Here is a 15,524-nt window from a genome sequence, read left to right as displayed (position 1 = left end):
TCGGCGGGCGAGGAGGTGCTAGGATACTGATCCGTATTAGCGGCGGCCACTGCGGCTGTCATATCGTTTCGGATCCAGTCGTCGTAAAGATGGAGTTATCGGTGGGTTTCCCCGTTTTTAATCCGCTTTTCGCCGATTTTATCGCTTCAGTCCTATATTGAATCGATTTGTTGAGGCTGTATTCACGCCTCACAAAATGCTGCGCATGAACAAGCTGGCTAAAAAACAGTCTGTTGCGCATCGAATATTATTTACCGAGGCGCCACCTTGGCGCGTCGCTACCGTGAGATAGCCGTCCTCCATGTTTGGTTCCAACGACGACAAGAAGAGCCCAGCTGCGGCTGGCGAGAAAAAAGGCCTGTTCGGATGGCTGCGCAAAAAGCCGCAGGAAACCGTCGTCGAACAGCCGCAAGCCCAACCTGAGCCCGTGCCCGAGCCTGTTTTACAGGCGGAACCTGTGATTGAACCGGTGGCCGAGCCTGTCGTCGAGGTGCCGGCGCCGGTGGTGTTGCCTGCCGCCGAGCCGGTCTTGCAGCCGGTGGTGGAGGTTGCGCCGGAGCCGGAGCCGGAGCACAAGCCATGGCCGTCATTGCCTGTGGCTGAGGAGCCTGTCGCGCTGGTCGAGGATGTGCAGGCCGAGCACGTAGCACCGCCGATCCCCGTGTTTGTCGAGCCGCTAAAAGTAGCCGTCGAGCCCCAGCCAGTCGTGCTTGAGCCGGCCCTGCGGGTGGTCGAGCCCGTAGTTGCCGAGCCCCTTGCCGTGGTTGCCGAGCCTGTCGCCGTACCTGTTGAAACCAGCAAGACCGGCTTCTTCGCTCGCCTCAAGCAAGGCCTGAGCAAAACCAGCGCCAGCATCGGCGAAGGCATGGCCAGCCTGTTCCTGGGCAAGAAAATCATTGATGACGAGTTGCTCGAAGATATCGAGACTCGCCTGTTGACCGCTGACGTGGGCGTCGAAGCCACCGGCGTGATCATTCAGAGCCTGACCCAGAAGGTCGCGCGCAAGCAGCTCACTGACGCCGACGCGCTTTACAAGTCATTGCAGGCCGAACTGGCCGCCATGCTCAAGCCAGTGGAAGCACCGCTGGTGATTACCGAGAAAAAACCCTTCGTGATCCTGGTGGTCGGCGTCAACGGCGCCGGCAAGACCACCACCATCGGCAAGCTGGCGAAGAAGCTGCAGCTGGAAGGCAAGAAAGTCATGCTCGCCGCCGGTGATACCTTCCGCGCCGCTGCCGTGGAGCAATTGCAGGTATGGGGCGAGCGCAACAAGATCCCGGTGATCGCTCAGCACACCGGCGCCGACTCCGCCTCGGTGATCTTCGACGCGGTGCAGGCCGCCAAGGCCCGCAACATCGATGTGCTGATCGCCGATACCGCCGGTCGCCTGCATACCAAAGACAACCTGATGGAAGAGTTGAAGAAAGTCCGCCGGGTGATGGGCAAGCTTGACGCCGATGCGCCGCACGAGGTGCTGTTGGTGCTGGACGCCGGTACCGGGCAGAACGCGATCAGTCAGGCCAAGCAATTCAATCAGACCGTGCAACTGACTGGCCTGGCGTTGACTAAGCTCGATGGCACGGCCAAAGGTGGGGTTATTTTCGCCCTGGCTAAACAGTTCGGGCTGCCGATTCGTTATATCGGTGTTGGCGAAGGTATTGATGACCTGCGCACGTTTGAGGCTGAGCCCTTTGTCCAGGCACTGTTTGCCGAGCGGGAGCGTTCATGATTCGTTTTGAGCAGGTGGGCAAGCGCTACGCCAACGGGCATGTGGGCTTGCATGAGCTGAGTTTCCGGGTGCGCCGTGGCGAGTTCCTGTTTGTCACCGGTCATTCCGGCGCCGGCAAAAGTACCTTGCTGCGCCTGTTGCTGGCCATGGAGCGCCCAACCACTGGCAAACTGCTGCTGGCGGGCCAGGACCTGGCCACTATCAGCAACGCACAGATCCCGTTCCTGCGCCGGCAGATCGGCGTGGTGTTCCAGAACCACCAATTGCTGTTCGATCGCACGGTGTTCAACAATATCGCCCTGCCATTGCAGATCCTCGGGCTGTCCAAGGCCGAAATCGTCAAGCGTGTGGATTCTGCCCTGGAGCGTGTAGCGCTGTCGGACAAGACCGACCTGTATCCCGGCGACCTGTCCACCGGCCAGCAACAGCGTGTCGGCATTGCCCGCGCCATCGTCCATCGCCCGGCCTTGCTGCTAGCGGACGAACCCACCGGTAACCTCGACCCTCGCCTGGCCGCGGAAATCATGGGCGTCTTTGAAGACATCAACCGCCTGGGCACCAGCGTGCTGATTGCCAGCCACGACCTGGCATTGATCGCGCGCATGCGCCATCGCATGCTGACCCTGCAGCGCGGCCGCCTGATTGGTGATGGGGAGGCCGGCGTATGAGTGCCACCCGCAGCCCTAAAGTCTCCGAGCGAGTAGCGCCGAAAGCGGCCGACCCTCAGCCACAGAAAAAGAAACGCGATGAGGATGACGGCCCTGACTTCAGCACCTTGCTGCACGCCTGGGTCGAAAGCCATCGCGCCAGCCTGGTGGACAGCTTGCGTCGCCTGGGCAAGCAGCCGATTGGCAGTTTTTTCACCTGCCTGGTGATGGCAGTGGCGTTGAGCCTGCCGATGGGTTTGTCATTGTTGCTTAATAATGTCGAGCGCCTGGGCGGTTCCTGGCAGCGCGCGGCGCAGATTTCCCTGTACCTGCAACTGGATGCCAGTGCCACTGAAGGCGAGGCCTTGCGCGAGCAGATCAAGAACCTGCCGGGCGTGGCGGATGCCGAGTACATCAGTCGCGACCAGGCGCTGGAAGAGTTCCAGCAACAATCCGGTCTGGGCGAGGCGCTCAAGGAGTTGCCGCAGAACCCGTTGCCGGGTGTGGTGCTGGTGACGCCGAATGAAATCGACAAGACGGCCCTTGAAGCATTAAGACAAAAATTGGCTGAATTGCCCAAGGTACAACAGGCGCAGCTTGATTTAGTCTGGGTCGAGCGTCTGGCGGCGATTCTCAAGCTGGGCGACCGGTTTGTCTTCGGCCTGACGGTGTTGCTGGTTTCTGCATTACTTTTGGTGATAGGCAATACCATTCGTCTTCATATTGAAAACCGTCGCACCGAGATAGAAGTGATTAAACTGGTGGGCGGCACAGACAGCTATGTGCGCCGTCCTTTTCTGTACATGGGCGCGCTTTATGGCTTCGGTGCGGGGATTCTGTCCTGGGGCGTATTGGCGTTTGGCCTGGATTGGCTGAACGACGCGGTAGTCGGCCTGGCCGGTTTGTATGGCAGTGACTTTGCCTTGGCTGGCGTGCCCGCTGCCGATGGTCTATCACTCTTGCTTGGCGCAGTGTTGTTGGGTTATATCGGTGCATGGATCGCAGTCGCACGCCATCTCAGGGAGCTGGCGCCGAAATAGTGTCTTTTTGCTTGTATTGACCTTTCAGCGTTTATAGGGAACTTGTCCTACGGTTTCCGGTCAATTTTCGCAGTGCTGAACTGCACGAGTTATGTGAGTCGGAGGTTTTTTCGTATGACCACTTCTTTGCAACCTGCTTATGCTCTGGTCCCAGGCGCGAACCTGGAAGCCTATGTGCACACGGTCAACAGCATTCCTTTGCTGACGCCCGAGCAGGAGCGTGAACTGGCCGAGAGTCTCTACTATGAGCAGGATTTGGGGGCGGCTCGGCAGATGGTGCTCGCCCACCTGCGTTTTGTCGTACATATCGCCCGTAGCTATAGCGGCTACGGCCTGGCCCAGGCTGACCTGATCCAGGAAGGCAACGTCGGCCTGATGAAGGCTGTAAAGCGCTTCAACCCGGAAATGGGTGTGCGCCTGGTCTCGTTCGCTGTGCACTGGATCAAGGCGGAAATCCACGAGTTCATCTTGCGCAACTGGCGCATCGTGAAAGTGGCGACCACCAAGGCCCAGCGCAAATTGTTCTTCAACCTGCGCAGCCAGAAGAAGCGCCTGGCGTGGCTGAACAACGAGGAAGTCCACCGCGTGGCCGAAAGCCTCGGCGTGGAGCCTCGGGAAGTGCGTGAGATGGAAAGTCGCCTGACCGGCCATGACATGGCCTTCGACCCGGCCGCTGAAGCGGACGACGACAGTGCTTTCCAATCGCCGGCCAACTACCTGGAAGACCACCGGTACGACCCGGCGCGTCAACTGGAAGATGCCGATTGGAGCGACAACTCCAACCACAACCTGCACGAAGCACTGGAAGTGCTGGACGACCGCAGCCGTGACATCCTCTACCAGCGCTGGCTGGCAGAAGAAAAAGCCACGCTGCACGACCTGGCGCAAAAGTACAACGTGTCGGCCGAGCGGATTCGTCAGCTTGAGAAAAGCGCGATGAACAAGCTGAAACTGTCGATCGCCGCCTAACACGCAGCGAACGACCAAAAAAATGCCCTGATCGAAAGATCGGGGCATTTTTGTTTGTGTGGCCCTGTAGGAGCCGGCTTGCCGGCGATGGCGATCTGTCTGATACACCGCTATCGCCGGCAAGCCGGCTCCTACAGGTTTTGTGTGGTGTCAGTTGGACCACGGCGCCTGGCGGGTTTTGTTCAGCTCATTCAAATAGCCGGTGCCGCCCAACTGCCCCATCTGCTGACGAATCCACGCTGCCCGCCGTGCCACATACGCCGTGGGATGGCTGGCACTCCACACCCGTGGATTAGGCAGCACTGCTGCCAGGTAGCTGGCCTGTTGCCGCGAAAGCCCCTTTGCGCTCACTCCAAAGTGATGCCGGGCCGCTGCCTCTGCGCCAAATACCCCTTCGTCCCATTCCACGCTGTTGAGGTACACCTCAAGAATCCGCTGCTTAGGCCAGAAGATCTCGATCAGCCCGGTGAACCAGGCTTCCAGGCCCTTGCGCAAATAACTGCGGCCGGTCCACAGGAACAGATTCTTCGACACCTGCTGGCTCAGCGTACTGGCACCACGAATCGAGCCGCCGCGCTCGTTATGCAACAGGGCGGCCTGGATCGCACCGAAATCAAAGCCCCAATGCTGCGGGAAGCGCTGGTCCTCGCCGGCCATCACCGCCATTTTCAGGTCGTCGGAGATCTCATCCCACGCCACCCAGGTGCGTTGCAGGTCGATGGGCTCGCCGTCGATCCAGGACTCGATCTTGCGCTCGACCATCAGCGCCGTGAAGGGCGGCGGGACGACACGAAACAGCAGCACCAGCAAAACACTGCCGATGACAAACCATTTCACGATTTTGAGAACACGACTGAAGAGGACACGCAGCATAGAGATGGCTTGGCCGAACCCGTTGAGCGGGCCATTATACAGACCCGGCCCCTTGAATCTGACTGGAGTTCCTCATGCTGCGTGGCTTTCTGATGTTGGCTGCTTTTTTCGGCTTTACCGGTGTTGCCCTCGGCGCGTTTGCCGCCCACGGCCTGAAAAAAAGCCTGACTGCCGAATACCTGGCAATTTTCCATACCGGCGTGACCTACCAACTGGTGCATGCCCTGGCGCTGTTTGGCGTGGCGTTGCTGGCGGCGCATATTCCCGGGCGCCTGGTGATGTGGGCCGGGGTGTCGTTCAGCGTCGGTATCCTGTTGTTCTCCGGCAGTCTGTACCTGCTGACCACCATCGGCATTGGCAAGTTGGGGATCGTCACGCCGTTTGGCGGCCTGGCGTTCCTGATTGGCTGGCTGTGCCTGGGGCTAGCTGCCTGGCGCCTGCAACTGACCGCCTGACGCTTGTAGCTGACCTTCAGGTCACGATCAGGCTAGAATGCTGGCCCCTAAAAACGATGGCGGCCCGTGGCATGCGCATTCAATTGAACGGCGAACTCTATGAACTGCCCGACGGCGAAACCGTCGCGGCCCTGCTGACCCGTCTGGAACTGACTGAACGTCGCGTCGCAGTGGAGCTCAACCAGGATATCGTCCCGCGTAGCCAGCACACCGAAACCGCCCTCGCCGAAGGCGATCAGGTCGAAGTGGTCCACGCCATCGGCGGCGGCTAGCCTTGGGGCTACTACCCGAATTCTGCAGAACCTCACCCCAACTCGAGGATTTCCCATGAGCATCGTTCGTAGCGATAAGCCCTTCGTCCTGGCCGGTCGCACCTACCAGTCGCGTTTGCTGGTAGGCACCGGCAAGTACCGCGACATGGAAGAAACCCGCCTGGCTATCGAAGCCTCGGGCGCCGAAATCGTGACCGTGGCCGTACGCCGCACCAATATCGGCCAGAACCCGGGCGAACCGAACCTTCTGGATATCCTGCCGCCGGACCGCTACACCATCCTGCCCAACACTGCCGGCTGCTACGACGCCATCGAAGCCGTGCGCACCTGCCGCCTGGCCCGTGAGCTGCTCGACGGCCACAACCTGGTGAAACTGGAAGTGCTGGCGGACCAGAAAACCCTGTTCCCCAACGTGATCGAAACCCTCAAGGCCGCCGAAACCCTGGTCAAGGAAGGTTTCGACGTGATGGTCTACACCAGCGATGACCCGATCATCGCCCGCCAACTGGCCGAAATCGGCTGCATCGCGGTCATGCCGCTGGCCGGCCTGATCGGCACTGGCCTGGGGATCTGCAATCCGTACAACCTGCAGATCATCCTCGAAGAAGCCAAGATCCCGGTGCTGGTGGATGCCGGTGTCGGCACCGCGTCCGATGCCACCATTGCCATGGAGCTGGGCTGCGAAGCGGTGCTGATGAACTCGGCCATCGCCAACGCACAACAACCGATCATGATGGCCGAAGCCATGAAACACGCGATTGTCGCCGGCCGCCTGGCGTACCTCGCCGGGCGTATGCCGAAAAAACTTTACGCCAGCGCCTCCTCGCCGCTGGATGGTCTGATCAAGTAAGAGCCATTGATGACTGAATCAAACGAAACGCCGAACCCCGTGGAAGAAGGCGACGAGTCCAAGCACCGCCGTATCAAGAGCTTTGTGATGCGTGCCGGGCGCATGACTGAAGGCCAGCAAAAAGGCCTGGACCAAGGCACGCCGTTGTTCGTCCTGCCCCTGGCCGATGCGCCGGTGGACTTCGACCAGGTGTTCGGCCGTTCGGCCCCGCGCTCTCTGGAAATCGGCTTCGGCATGGGCCATTCCCTGCTGGAAATGGCCGCAGCGTCGCCCGAGCAAGACTTTATCGGCGTTGAAGTCCACCGGCCGGGTGTGGGTGCACTGCTGAACGGCGTGTTGACCCAGGGCCTGAAAAACCTGCGGGTCTATGACTGCGACGCGATCGAGGTGCTCAACCGCTGCATCGCCGACAACAGCCTCGACCGCCTGATGCTGTTTTTCCCGGATCCATGGCACAAGAGCCGTCACCACAAGCGCCGCATTGTCCAGGCGTCCTTCGCGGAACTGGTCCGCAGCAAGCTCAAGGTCGGTGGCATCCTGCACATGGCCACCGACTGGGAGCCCTATGCGGAATATATGCTGGAGGTGATGAACGTCGCTCCTGGCTATCGCAACCTGGCAGAAGATGGCCAATGCGTACCGCGCCCGGCGGAACGCCCGATCACCAAGTTCGAGCGCCGTGGCGAGCGGCTGGGGCATGGGGTTTGGGATTTGAAGTTCGAGAAGCTGGCGTAAACAGCCAGAAAGCTGAAATGCGCTCAACTGTAGGGGCCGGCTTGCCGGCGATAGCATCACATCGGTATCACTGATGTACCGAGGTGCCTGCATCGCTGGCAAGCCAGCCCCTACAGTTGTTTTGTGGTGGGCTTTTAGTCAGCGGCGGTCGGCAACCACGCCAATCAGTACCAGCACCACCAACAGCACCGGCGCCAGGCTGTAGTTATTGAACTGGCTCAAGCCCCGCACAATCCAAGGCGTAGCGTAGATCAACGCCGCACCGCTGCCGATCATGCACAGCAGGGCCATCAGCGGTACGCGCAAGGCGCCGGCGATATTGCCCAGGCGCGCCTCGACCCAGCCCTTGATATCGGCGCCAAACAGCACCAGCAGGCAGCCTACCAGCGCCAGGGATATTTCCGACAGGTTGCTACGGCTCCAGCGGGATACGGTGGCGAGCAGGTCGAGTACCAGATCCATTCGATTTCCTTAGAGCGATCAGCTCAAAAACTTCTGCAGCAGGTCATTGAGAAAGAGTTGCCCGCGGTCCGTAGCCGCCAGGCGTGACGGTTCGACCTGCAATAAGCCACTTTGTTCGGCATCCGTGCGGGCTTCATCCAGGCTGGCCAGGTCCAGGCCGGTGCGCTCGGCATACAGTTTGGCTTCTACGCCATCGGTCAGGCGCAGGGCGTTCATCAGGAACTCGAAAGGCAACTCTTCATTGGTCAGCTCTTTCGTTCCGGCCTGAAAGTTTTTCGCCGGGTTGAGGTAGTCCTTTGGTGCGCGGGTTTTCCAGGTGCGTACGATGCGCCCGTCTGGATGGCTGAGCTTGCCGTGGGCGCCGGCGCCGATGCCAATAAAATCGCCAAAGCTCCAGTAATTGAGGTTATGTCGTGCGGACCGGCCCGGTTGGGCGTAGGCCGAGACTTCATATTGCGCGTAACCGTGTTCGGCGAGCAGGGCCTGGCCGGCTTCCTGGATATCCCACAGGGTATCGTCTTCCGGCAGCGTCGGCGGTTGGTTCCAGAAGACGGTGTTGGGTTCCAGGGTCAGTTGGTACCACGACAGATGGGTCGGTTTGAGCGCGATCGCCTGGCGCAGGTCGCCCAGGGCGTCGTCCAGGGATTGGTTGGGCAAGCCGTGCATCAGGTCCAGGTTGAAGTTGTCGAACCCGGCCTGGCGTGCCATACCGGCGGCGCGTATGGCTTCGTCGCCGTTGTGGATACGCCCCAGGGCCTGGAGTTTTTCCTGCTGGAAGCTCTGGATGCCGATGGACAGGCGATTGATCCCCAGCTTGCGGTAGGCGACGAACTTCTCTTGCTCAAAGGTACCTGGGTTGGCTTCCAGGGTGATCTCGATATCGCAGGCAAACGGGATGCGTTGCTCCACCCCTTCCAGGAGCCGGCCCAGCGCAGCAGCACTGAACAGGCTGGGCGTGCCGCCGCCAAAGAAGATCGAGCTCAACGGGCGGCCATACACCGCATGCAGATCTTGATCCAGATCTGCCAGCAACGCGTCGACATACTCTTGCTCCGGCAGCACCTTGCTGGCGGTGTGGGAGTTGAAGTCGCAATAGGGGCATTTACGCACGCACCACGGGATGTGGATGTAGAGCGCCAGGGGCGGCAAATGGGGCAGGGCCGCCCGAGGTGTTTGCGCGCCACCGAGGATCAGTGGCTGCGCGGAGGTGTTCTGGGTCATTTCACGCCCAGACGCTGGCGCAGCAAATCCATTGCACGGGCGCGGTGACTGATCTGGTTCTTGTCGGCCGGGCTCAGTTCGGCGCTGGACACATTACGCTCTGGCACCCAGAACAGCGGGTCATAGCCAAAGCCATGCTCGCCGCTGGCGGCATGCAGGATGCGCCCGTGCCACAAGCCTTCGCAAAGGATCGGCAGCGGATCGTCGGCATGTCGCACCAGCGCCAGCACACAGACAAACTGCGCGCCGCGCTCGGCATCCGGCACACCCTTGAGGGCGTCCAGCAGCTTGGCGTTGTTCGCCGCGTCGCCTTTGCCGTCGGCATAGCGCGCCGAATAGATGCCAGGAGCGCCGCCGAGGAAGTCTACCGCCAGGCCTGAATCGTCGGCCAATGCCGGCAGGCCGCAAATGCGCGAGGCATTGCGGGCCTTGAGGATGGCGTTTTCGACGAACGACAGGCCGGTTTCCTCCGGCTCCACCTGGCTGAACTCGCCAATCGAGCGCAATTGCACCGATTCGCCGAGCATGGCCTGGAGTTCCTTGAGTTTGCCGGCGTTATGGCTGGCCAGTACGAGTTGTGTCAGGTTCATCATTCGGCCGGGAACAGTTCTTGGGTGAAATTGAAACCGTGGGCCTTGCCGCCGGTTTCAACATTGATGGTAAAGGTGCGGAATTCCTGCTGCGGCACCGAATAGGGGGCGAGGTAGTAGATCGCGCCTTTTTCGGTGATTTGCTTGAACGTCAGCATTTCGCTCTTGCCGGTCAAGTCCTTGATCGTGCCGGTCACTTGCGCCGCCACGGGTTCCACGCCCTTGATCACCGAGACATTGATCATGCCCTTGTTCTTGCTGCGTACCACACCCACGGCCTGGGCCGTCTCGGGCTGCAGGAAGCTGGAGGTGAAGGTGCTGTAGTGCACGGTGATATCACCAAACGCCTTCTGCCGATTACTGTCGATAGGGCCGGCGGCCATGGCACTGGCGCCCAGGCAGGCGGTGAGTAGAAAAATAGCCAGGCGACTCATGATCGTCCTCCTCGAAAATGGTTAGACGGCAATTTGATGGTCGGTCAGGCCAGGACTGCTGACCCGATAAATCCCGATCTCACCTAGAAGATTAGGCCATAGCTTACTTGCCCAGCCGTGACGGTGCTGTTGATCGACGGCAAGGCGGTTGATGACTTTGGCTTCGCGCCCACTGCACAGCGCTTCGAAGTCCTCGAAGGTGCAGAAGTGGATATTGGGCGTGTTGTACCAGGTGTACGGCAGGAAATCCGATACTGGCATGCGGCCCTTGGTGGCCAGGTACCAGCGGCAGCGCCAGTGCCCGAAGTTGGGAAAGGTGATGATGCATTGGCGGCCGACGCGCAGCATCTCGTCGAGGATCCGATCCGGGTAGTGCACTGCCTGCAGGGCCTGGGTCATCACCACGATGTCGAAGCTGTTGCTGGCAAAGTTGCCCAGGCCCTTGTCCAGGTCCTGCTCGATCACGTTGATGCCCTTGGCCACGCACTGGGCGATGTTGTCCGGGTCGTTTTCCAGGCCGTAGCCGGTGACTTGCTTGTTGTCGCGCAGCCAGCTCAGCAGTTCGCCATCGCCGCAACCCAGGTCGAGCACGCGGCTGCCGGCGGGGATCCAGTCTTGGATGATTTCCAGGTCGGCTCTCATGGCTTTCTCACAATGTAATGCGGTTCATGTAATTGCTGAACGCCTGCAGGTAGCGCGGGATCGGGATGAGGAAGGCGTCGTGGCCTTGCGGTGCATCGATCTCCAGGTAGCACACGTCTTTGCGCGCGGCCATCAGCGCGTCCACCAGTTCGCGGGAACGGGCTGGGGAAAAGCGCCAATCGGTCGTAAACGACATCACGCAGAACTTGGCCGTGGCGCCCTCGAAGGTCTTCGCCAGGTCGTCATCAAAGTTTGCCGCCGGGTCGAAGTAGTCCAGGGCCTTGGTCATCAGCAGGTAGGTGTTGGCGTCGAAACGCCCGGAGAACTCCTCGCCCTGGTAACGCAGGTAGCTTTCGACCTGGAATTCGACACTGTGGAAGTCGTAGTTGAGCTTCTCGCTCTTGAGCCCACGGCCGAATTTCTCGCCCATGGAGTCATCCGACAGGTAGGTGATATGCCCGACCATCCGCGCCAGCATCAAGCCGCGCTTGGGGATCACCCCGGCTTCCTGGAACGAGCCGCCGTGGAACTCGGGGTCGGTGAGGATCGCCTGGCGCGCCACTTCGTTGAAGGCGATGTTCTGCGCCGACAACTTGGGGGCCGAGGCAATCGCCAGGCAATGGCGCACACGGTCGGGGTAGGTGATGGTCCATTGCAGGGCCTGCATGCCGCCCAGGCTGCCGCCAATCACCGCGGCCCATTGCCGGATGCCCAGCACGTCGGCCAGGCGTGCCTGGCTGTGCACCCAGTCCTCCACGGTCAGCACCGGGAAATCGGCGCCAAACGGTTTGCCGGTTTCGGGGTTGAGGCTGCTGGGGCCGGTGGAGCCATTGCAGCCGCCGAGGTTGTTCAGGCTGACCACAAAGAATTTGTGAGTGTCGATGGGCTTGCCGGGGCCGATGCAGCTGTCCCACCAGCCGGGCTTGCGCTCGTCGGCGCTGTGGTAGCCGGCGGCGTGATGATGCCCGGACAGGGCGTGGCAGATCAGCACGGCATTGCTGGCCGTGGCGTTCAACTCACCGTAGGTTTCATAGATCAGATCATAGGCCGGCAGCGATCGACCGCAGGCCAGGGCCAGGGGGGCGCTGAAGTGCGCCACTTGGGGCACGACCAGTCCAACAGAATCGGGGGGGAAGGCAGCTGGCATCGACCCTGCTCTCGTTTAAATGAGGCGTAAGTCTAAAGAGAGGGGGGGCTAGCGGCAAGCGAACCTTGTCCCGGCGGATGCCCGCTTGTTTGTGTAGGAGCCGGCTTGCCGGCGATGGCGTTTTTGCAGGTGCCATCGCCGGCAAGCCGGCTCCTGCAATGGTCAGATCAGCAGGCGCAGGATGTCCGGCATCATGGTCATTGCTGCCAGGTTGTTGATGACCAGCATATCCAGGAGCTTGAGCACCATGAACGCGAGGATCGGCGAGATATCCAGGCCGCCCAGGTTGGGCAGGATCTTGCGGAACGGCGCCAGGGCCGGCTCGCAGATCTGGTTGACCAATTCGGCGCCAGGGTTGTGGCTGCCTGGCGCGACCCAGGATAGGATCACGCTGATGATCAGGGCGAAGAAGAAAATCTTCAGGAACAGCGCGGTCACGCCGATCACGGCCCAGACCAGCAGCTGCAGGAAGTTGCCCATGGTGCCGTAGGTCAGCAACAGCGTCAGGGCCATCAACGCCAGTTGGACCAGGATCGCCAGCACCAGCGACGACATGTCCAGGCCGAACAGGCTCGGGATCACCCGGCGCAACGGCTTGAGCAGCGGCTGGGTGGCCTTCACGGCGAATTGGCAGAGCGGGTTGTAGAAGTTGGCGCGTACCAGTTGCAGGACAAAGCGCAACAGCACGATCAGCAGGTAAAGACTGCCGAGGGTTTGCAGTACGTAAACGGCTGCGGTGTTCAAACCAATCATATTGGCTCCTTATTGACCCAGTTGTTCGGCAAGTTCGGCCGAGCGGTGCGCGGCGGCACCCAGTGCTTTTTCGACCAGGGCTTCAAAGCCCCCGGCCTGGAATGATTCGATGGCCGCCTGAGTGGTGCCATTGGGCGATGTCACGCGACGGCGCAACTCGGCCGCATCCACATCACTGGACACCACCATATGCGCGGCGCCGAGGGCGGTCTGCTGGGTCAGTTGCTCGGCGATTTCCCGCGGCAGGCCCAACTTCACGCCCGCAGCGGTCATGGCTTCGACCAACAGGAAGAAATACGCCGGGCCACTGCCGGACACGGCGGTGACGGCGTCCAGTTGCTGTTCTTCGTCCAGCCACAGGGCCACGCCCACGGCTGACAACAGCTCCTCGGCCTGCTCGCGTTGCCCGGCGCTCACTTGGGCGGTGGCGTAGAGGCCGCTGACACCCTGGCGCAGCAGTGATGGCGTATTAGGCATGCAGCGCACGATGGGCTGGGCGCCGAGCCAGTTGTTCATGCTGGCGCAGTTGATGCCGGCGGCTATCGATACCACGAGTTGCTGCGGTGCCAGGCTTGGGCGCAAGGCCTCGCACACGGCCTTCATGGCCTGTGGCTTGACTGCCAGCACGATCACGTCGACGCCCTGGACGGCCTCGGCATTGTCGGCAAAGGTTTCGATGCCGTGCTCGGCGCTCACCCGGGCGCGGGTCTCGGCGCCTGGGTCGCTGGCACGAATCTGCGAAGCTTCCAGGCCCTTGGCCCGCAGGCCGCCGATCAGGCTGGCCGCCATGTTACCGGCGCCGATAAAGGCTATACGCGTGCTGCTCATGACAGCTCCTTACTCAGATGGAAGTCAGCCATTTTCATGGCTGGCCGTAGTCGCGGGCACCAAACAGGGCGGTACCGATCCGCACCCAGGTGGCCCCTTGGGCAATGGCCGACTCAAGGTCATGGCTCATGCCCATGGAAAGTGTGTCGAGCCCCAAGTCCAGTCTCGCTTGCAAGTCACGCACGGTCGCGAACGCCGCATCCTGTGCCGCACGGTCGTCGGTGGGCTCGGGAATCGCCATCAAGCCCCGCAGCTTCAAACGGGGCAGGGCCTGGATCGCTTCGGCCAGCGCTGGCAGATCGGCCGGTGTACAGCCGGATTTGCTGGCTTCGCCACTGACATTGACCTGAATGCAGATATTGAGCGGCGGCAGGTCGGCCGGGCGTTGCTCGGACAGGCGTTGGGCGATCTTCAGGCGATCCACGGAGTGCACCCAAGCGAAATGCTCGGCGATAGCGCGCGTCTTGTTCGATTGAATGGGGCCGATAAAGTGCCAACTCAAGGGCAGGTCGGTTAATTCGGCTTGTTTGCCAAGGGCTTCCTGCAAGTAGTTCTCGCCGAAGTCGCGCATTCCGGCGGCATAGGCTTCGCGCACGGCTTGCGCGGGTTTGGTCTTGCTCACCGCCAGCAAGTGCACGCTGGTTGCATCCCGTTGCGCGGCCTGGGCTGCGGCACGGATCCGCTCGGTAACCAGGCCGATATTGTCTGCTATGGTCGACATTAAAGTTGCACCCGCGGATATGGAGTCCGCGGCATTCTACTGGAAATGGATAGCCCTATGGATATCACTGAACTGCTGGCCGCAAGCGTCAGCCGGGGCGCCTCCGACCTGCATCTGTCGGCAGGGTTGGCGCCGAGGATGAGAGTCGATGGCGAGGTTGTGCCACTCGATTGGCCATTACTGAGTGCTACGCAAGTTGCGGACTTGCTCAGCCCGCTCCTCAATAAACACCAACAAAAGGATTTCGAAACGTCTCTTGAAACGGATTTTTCTTTCGAATTACCGGGCGTCGCGCGCTTTCGCGCCAACGTGTTCCAGCAACACCGGGGAATGGGCGCGGTGTTTCGTGCGATTCCGTCCCGGGTCCAGGGCCTGGAAACCCTGGGGCTGGGCGATATATTCCGGCGTATCGCCGAGCTGCCCAAGGGGCTGGTGCTGGTGACCGGCGCCACGGGGTCGGGCAAGTCCACCACCCTGGCGGCGATGATCGATTACCTCAACAGCACCCGCCACCGGCACATCCTGACCCTTGAGGATCCCATCGAATTTGTCCATGAGTCGCGCAAGGCACTGATCAACCAGCGCCAGGTGCATCGCGACACCCACTGCTTCTCGACCGCCCTGCGCTCCGCCTTGCGCGAAGACCCGGATGTGATCATGGTGGGCGAGTTGCGCGACCTGGAAACCATCCGCCTGGCCCTGACGGCTGCTGAAACCGGGCACTTGGTGTTTGGCACCTTGCACACTAACTCGGCGGCGAAGACCGTGGATCGGCTGGTGGATGTGTTTCCGGCGGGGGAGAAGGCCATGGTCCGCGCGATGCTCTCGGAGTCGCTGCAAGCGGTGGTTTCCCAGGTCTTGCTGAAGAAAGTCGGCGGCGGGCGCGTGGCGGCCCATGAGATCATGTTGGGCACGCCGGCGATCCGTAACCTGATCCGTGAGGATAAGGTGGCGCAGCTGTACTCGGCGATCCAGACCGGTGGGGCGTTGGGGATGAAGACCTTGGATATGAGCTTGAAGGGGTTGGTCGGGGAAGGGGTCGTCAGCCGGGAAGAGGCGCAGCAGAAGGCGAGGGTGCCTACCGACATGTGAGGTCTTGCGGGCAATAAAAATCAAACGTGGGAGCGGGCTTGCTCGCGAATGCGGTGTGTCAGTC

General features: G+C 61.1%; 19 protein-coding genes. 9 read left to right on the top strand and 10 right to left on the bottom strand.

The window, feature by feature from the left end; genetic code table 11:
• The first annotated feature begins 301 nt into the window (after positions 1-301).
• The 4 genes from ftsY (at position 302) to rpoH (ending at position 4,385) form a co-directional block, all read left to right on the top strand.
• Entirely contained in the window at positions 302-1,729 is a 1,428-nt protein-coding gene (ftsY, locus tag HZ99_RS15625) for a signal recognition particle-docking protein FtsY (RefSeq protein ID WP_038444166.1), read from the top strand.
• Entirely contained in the window at positions 1,726-2,397 is a 672-nt protein-coding gene (gene ftsE, locus HZ99_RS15620; protein ID WP_003213784.1) for a cell division ATP-binding protein FtsE, read from the top strand. Before ftsY ends, ftsE begins: the two co-directional genes overlap by 4 nt.
• Complete coding sequence (ftsX, locus tag HZ99_RS15615) at positions 2,394-3,416, top strand: permease-like cell division protein FtsX (RefSeq protein ID WP_038444164.1); 1,023 nt, start codon at positions 2,394-2,396, stop codon at positions 3,414-3,416. The genes ftsE and ftsX overlap by 4 nt, the downstream gene beginning before the upstream one ends.
• A gap of 114 nt (positions 3,417-3,530) precedes the next feature.
• Positions 3,531-4,385 (top strand): RNA polymerase sigma factor RpoH, encoded by an 855-nt coding sequence (rpoH, locus tag HZ99_RS15610; RefSeq protein WP_003176698.1) that lies wholly within the window; start codon positions 3,531-3,533, stop codon positions 4,383-4,385.
• 150 nt (positions 4,386-4,535) lie between these two features.
• On the opposite strand, the gene mtgA is transcribed toward rpoH, so the two are convergent.
• Positions 4,536-5,258, bottom strand: coding sequence for a monofunctional biosynthetic peptidoglycan transglycosylase (gene mtgA, locus HZ99_RS15605; protein ID WP_038444162.1), 723 nt, complete (start codon positions 5,256-5,258; stop codon positions 4,536-4,538).
• Positions 5,259-5,332: 74 nt separating this feature from the next.
• On the opposite strand from mtgA, the gene HZ99_RS15600 reads away from it, so the two are divergent.
• The 4 genes from HZ99_RS15600 to trmB are packed head-to-tail and all read left to right on the top strand — an operon-like array spanning position 5,333 to position 7,570.
• Entirely contained in the window at positions 5,333-5,713 is a 381-nt protein-coding gene (locus tag HZ99_RS15600; protein ID WP_038444160.1) for a DUF423 domain-containing protein, read from the top strand.
• 56 nt (positions 5,714-5,769) lie between these two features.
• A complete protein-coding gene (gene thiS, locus HZ99_RS15595; protein ID WP_038444158.1) occupies positions 5,770-5,985 on the top strand; it encodes a sulfur carrier protein ThiS in 216 nt (71 codons plus the stop codon).
• 55 nt (positions 5,986-6,040) lie between these two features.
• Complete coding sequence (locus HZ99_RS15590) at positions 6,041-6,835, top strand: thiazole synthase (RefSeq protein ID WP_017845016.1); 795 nt, start codon at positions 6,041-6,043, stop codon at positions 6,833-6,835.
• Positions 6,836-6,844: 9 nt separating this feature from the next.
• The gene (gene trmB / locus HZ99_RS15585; RefSeq protein ID WP_029300750.1) at positions 6,845-7,570 is read left to right on the top strand and encodes a tRNA (guanosine(46)-N7)-methyltransferase TrmB; all 726 of its coding nucleotides are present in this window, start codon (positions 6,845-6,847) and stop codon (positions 7,568-7,570) included.
• Positions 7,571-7,708: 138 nt separating this feature from the next.
• On the opposite strand, the gene HZ99_RS15580 is transcribed toward trmB, so the two are convergent.
• The 9 genes from HZ99_RS15580 to HZ99_RS15540 all read right to left on the bottom strand — a co-directional run bounded on the left by HZ99_RS15580 (position 7,709) and on the right by HZ99_RS15540 (position 14,368).
• A complete protein-coding gene (locus tag HZ99_RS15580) occupies positions 7,709-8,032 on the bottom strand; it encodes a DUF3392 domain-containing protein (protein WP_029300493.1) in 324 nt (107 codons plus the stop codon).
• An 18-nt stretch (positions 8,033-8,050) separates the two neighbouring features.
• Positions 8,051-9,253 carry a radical SAM family heme chaperone HemW gene (gene hemW, locus HZ99_RS15575; RefSeq protein WP_038444155.1) on the bottom strand — a complete coding sequence of 401 codons (1,203 nt, stop codon included), beginning with the start codon at positions 9,251-9,253 and terminating at the stop codon, positions 8,051-8,053.
• Complete coding sequence (gene rdgB, locus HZ99_RS15570) at positions 9,250-9,846, bottom strand: RdgB/HAM1 family non-canonical purine NTP pyrophosphatase (protein WP_038444153.1); 597 nt, start codon at positions 9,844-9,846, stop codon at positions 9,250-9,252. Before rdgB ends, hemW begins: the two co-directional genes overlap by 4 nt.
• Entirely contained in the window at positions 9,843-10,277 is a 435-nt protein-coding gene (locus HZ99_RS15565; RefSeq protein ID WP_038444151.1) for a DUF4426 domain-containing protein, read from the bottom strand. Before HZ99_RS15565 ends, rdgB begins: the two co-directional genes overlap by 4 nt.
• Before the next feature lie 21 nt (positions 10,278-10,298).
• Positions 10,299-10,919: a methionine biosynthesis protein MetW gene (gene metW / locus HZ99_RS15560; protein WP_029300485.1), complete on the bottom strand. Its 621-nt coding sequence runs from the start codon at positions 10,917-10,919 to the stop codon at positions 10,299-10,301.
• Positions 10,920-10,926: 7 nt separating this feature from the next.
• The gene (gene metX, locus HZ99_RS15555; RefSeq protein ID WP_038444149.1) at positions 10,927-12,066 is read right to left on the bottom strand and encodes a homoserine O-succinyltransferase MetX; all 1,140 of its coding nucleotides are present in this window, start codon (positions 12,064-12,066) and stop codon (positions 10,927-10,929) included.
• 162 nt (positions 12,067-12,228) lie between these two features.
• The gene (locus HZ99_RS15550) at positions 12,229-12,819 is read right to left on the bottom strand and encodes a YggT family protein (RefSeq protein WP_038444147.1); all 591 of its coding nucleotides are present in this window, start codon (positions 12,817-12,819) and stop codon (positions 12,229-12,231) included.
• Between the two features lie 9 nt (positions 12,820-12,828).
• Positions 12,829-13,647 (bottom strand): pyrroline-5-carboxylate reductase, encoded by an 819-nt coding sequence (gene proC / locus HZ99_RS15545; RefSeq protein ID WP_038444146.1) that lies wholly within the window; start codon positions 13,645-13,647, stop codon positions 12,829-12,831.
• Between the two features lie 34 nt (positions 13,648-13,681).
• Positions 13,682-14,368, bottom strand: a complete 687-nt coding sequence (locus tag HZ99_RS15540) for a YggS family pyridoxal phosphate-dependent enzyme (RefSeq protein ID WP_038444144.1) — start codon at positions 14,366-14,368, stop codon at positions 13,682-13,684.
• Between the two features lie 57 nt (positions 14,369-14,425).
• On the opposite strand from HZ99_RS15540, the gene HZ99_RS15535 reads away from it, so the two are divergent.
• Entirely contained in the window at positions 14,426-15,460 is a 1,035-nt protein-coding gene (locus tag HZ99_RS15535) for a type IV pilus twitching motility protein PilT (protein ID WP_038444143.1), read from the top strand.
• Positions 15,461-15,524 lie beyond the last annotated feature (64 nt).

This window comes from Pseudomonas fluorescens (assembly GCF_000730425.1).
In the GTDB taxonomy this organism is placed as follows: Bacteria; Pseudomonadota; Gammaproteobacteria; order Pseudomonadales; family Pseudomonadaceae; genus Aquipseudomonas; species Aquipseudomonas fluorescens_X.
The sequence above is the reverse complement of the archived record's forward strand: the minus strand, read 5'-3'. Positions and strand labels throughout refer to the sequence as shown.

What these genes read in the sequence shown, in the direction of transcription:
- ftsY (WP_038444166.1), top strand. Translation starts at nt 302, where the DNA reads ATGTTTGGTTCCAACGACGACAAGAAGAGCCCAGCTGCGGCTGGCGAG.
- ftsE (WP_003213784.1), top strand. Translation starts at nt 1,726, where the DNA reads ATGATTCGTTTTGAGCAGGTGGGCAAGCGCTACGCCAACGGGCATGTG.
- ftsX (WP_038444164.1), top strand. Translation starts at nt 2,394, where the DNA reads ATGAGTGCCACCCGCAGCCCTAAAGTCTCCGAGCGAGTAGCGCCGAAA.
- rpoH (WP_003176698.1), top strand. Translation starts at nt 3,531, where the DNA reads ATGACCACTTCTTTGCAACCTGCTTATGCTCTGGTCCCAGGCGCGAAC.
- mtgA (WP_038444162.1), bottom strand. Translation starts at nt 5,258, where the DNA reads ATGCTGCGTGTCCTCTTCAGTCGTGTTCTCAAAATCGTGAAATGGTTT.
- HZ99_RS15600 (WP_038444160.1), top strand. Translation starts at nt 5,333, where the DNA reads ATGCTGCGTGGCTTTCTGATGTTGGCTGCTTTTTTCGGCTTTACCGGT.
- thiS (WP_038444158.1), top strand. Translation starts at nt 5,770, where the DNA reads ATGGCGGCCCGTGGCATGCGCATTCAATTGAACGGCGAACTCTATGAA.
- HZ99_RS15590 (WP_017845016.1), top strand. Translation starts at nt 6,041, where the DNA reads ATGAGCATCGTTCGTAGCGATAAGCCCTTCGTCCTGGCCGGTCGCACC.
- trmB (WP_029300750.1), top strand. Translation starts at nt 6,845, where the DNA reads ATGACTGAATCAAACGAAACGCCGAACCCCGTGGAAGAAGGCGACGAG.
- HZ99_RS15580 (WP_029300493.1), bottom strand. Translation starts at nt 8,032, where the DNA reads ATGGATCTGGTACTCGACCTGCTCGCCACCGTATCCCGCTGGAGCCGT.
- hemW (WP_038444155.1), bottom strand. Translation starts at nt 9,253, where the DNA reads ATGACCCAGAACACCTCCGCGCAGCCACTGATCCTCGGTGGCGCGCAA.
- rdgB (WP_038444153.1), bottom strand. Translation starts at nt 9,846, where the DNA reads ATGATGAACCTGACACAACTCGTACTGGCCAGCCATAACGCCGGCAAA.
- HZ99_RS15565 (WP_038444151.1), bottom strand. Translation starts at nt 10,277, where the DNA reads ATGAGTCGCCTGGCTATTTTTCTACTCACCGCCTGCCTGGGCGCCAGT.
- metW (WP_029300485.1), bottom strand. Translation starts at nt 10,919, where the DNA reads ATGAGAGCCGACCTGGAAATCATCCAAGACTGGATCCCCGCCGGCAGC.
- metX (WP_038444149.1), bottom strand. Translation starts at nt 12,066, where the DNA reads ATGCCAGCTGCCTTCCCCCCCGATTCTGTTGGACTGGTCGTGCCCCAA.
- HZ99_RS15550 (WP_038444147.1), bottom strand. Translation starts at nt 12,819, where the DNA reads ATGATTGGTTTGAACACCGCAGCCGTTTACGTACTGCAAACCCTCGGC.
- proC (WP_038444146.1), bottom strand. Translation starts at nt 13,647, where the DNA reads ATGAGCAGCACGCGTATAGCCTTTATCGGCGCCGGTAACATGGCGGCC.
- HZ99_RS15540 (WP_038444144.1), bottom strand. Translation starts at nt 14,368, where the DNA reads ATGTCGACCATAGCAGACAATATCGGCCTGGTTACCGAGCGGATCCGT.
- HZ99_RS15535 (WP_038444143.1), top strand. Translation starts at nt 14,426, where the DNA reads ATGGATATCACTGAACTGCTGGCCGCAAGCGTCAGCCGGGGCGCCTCC.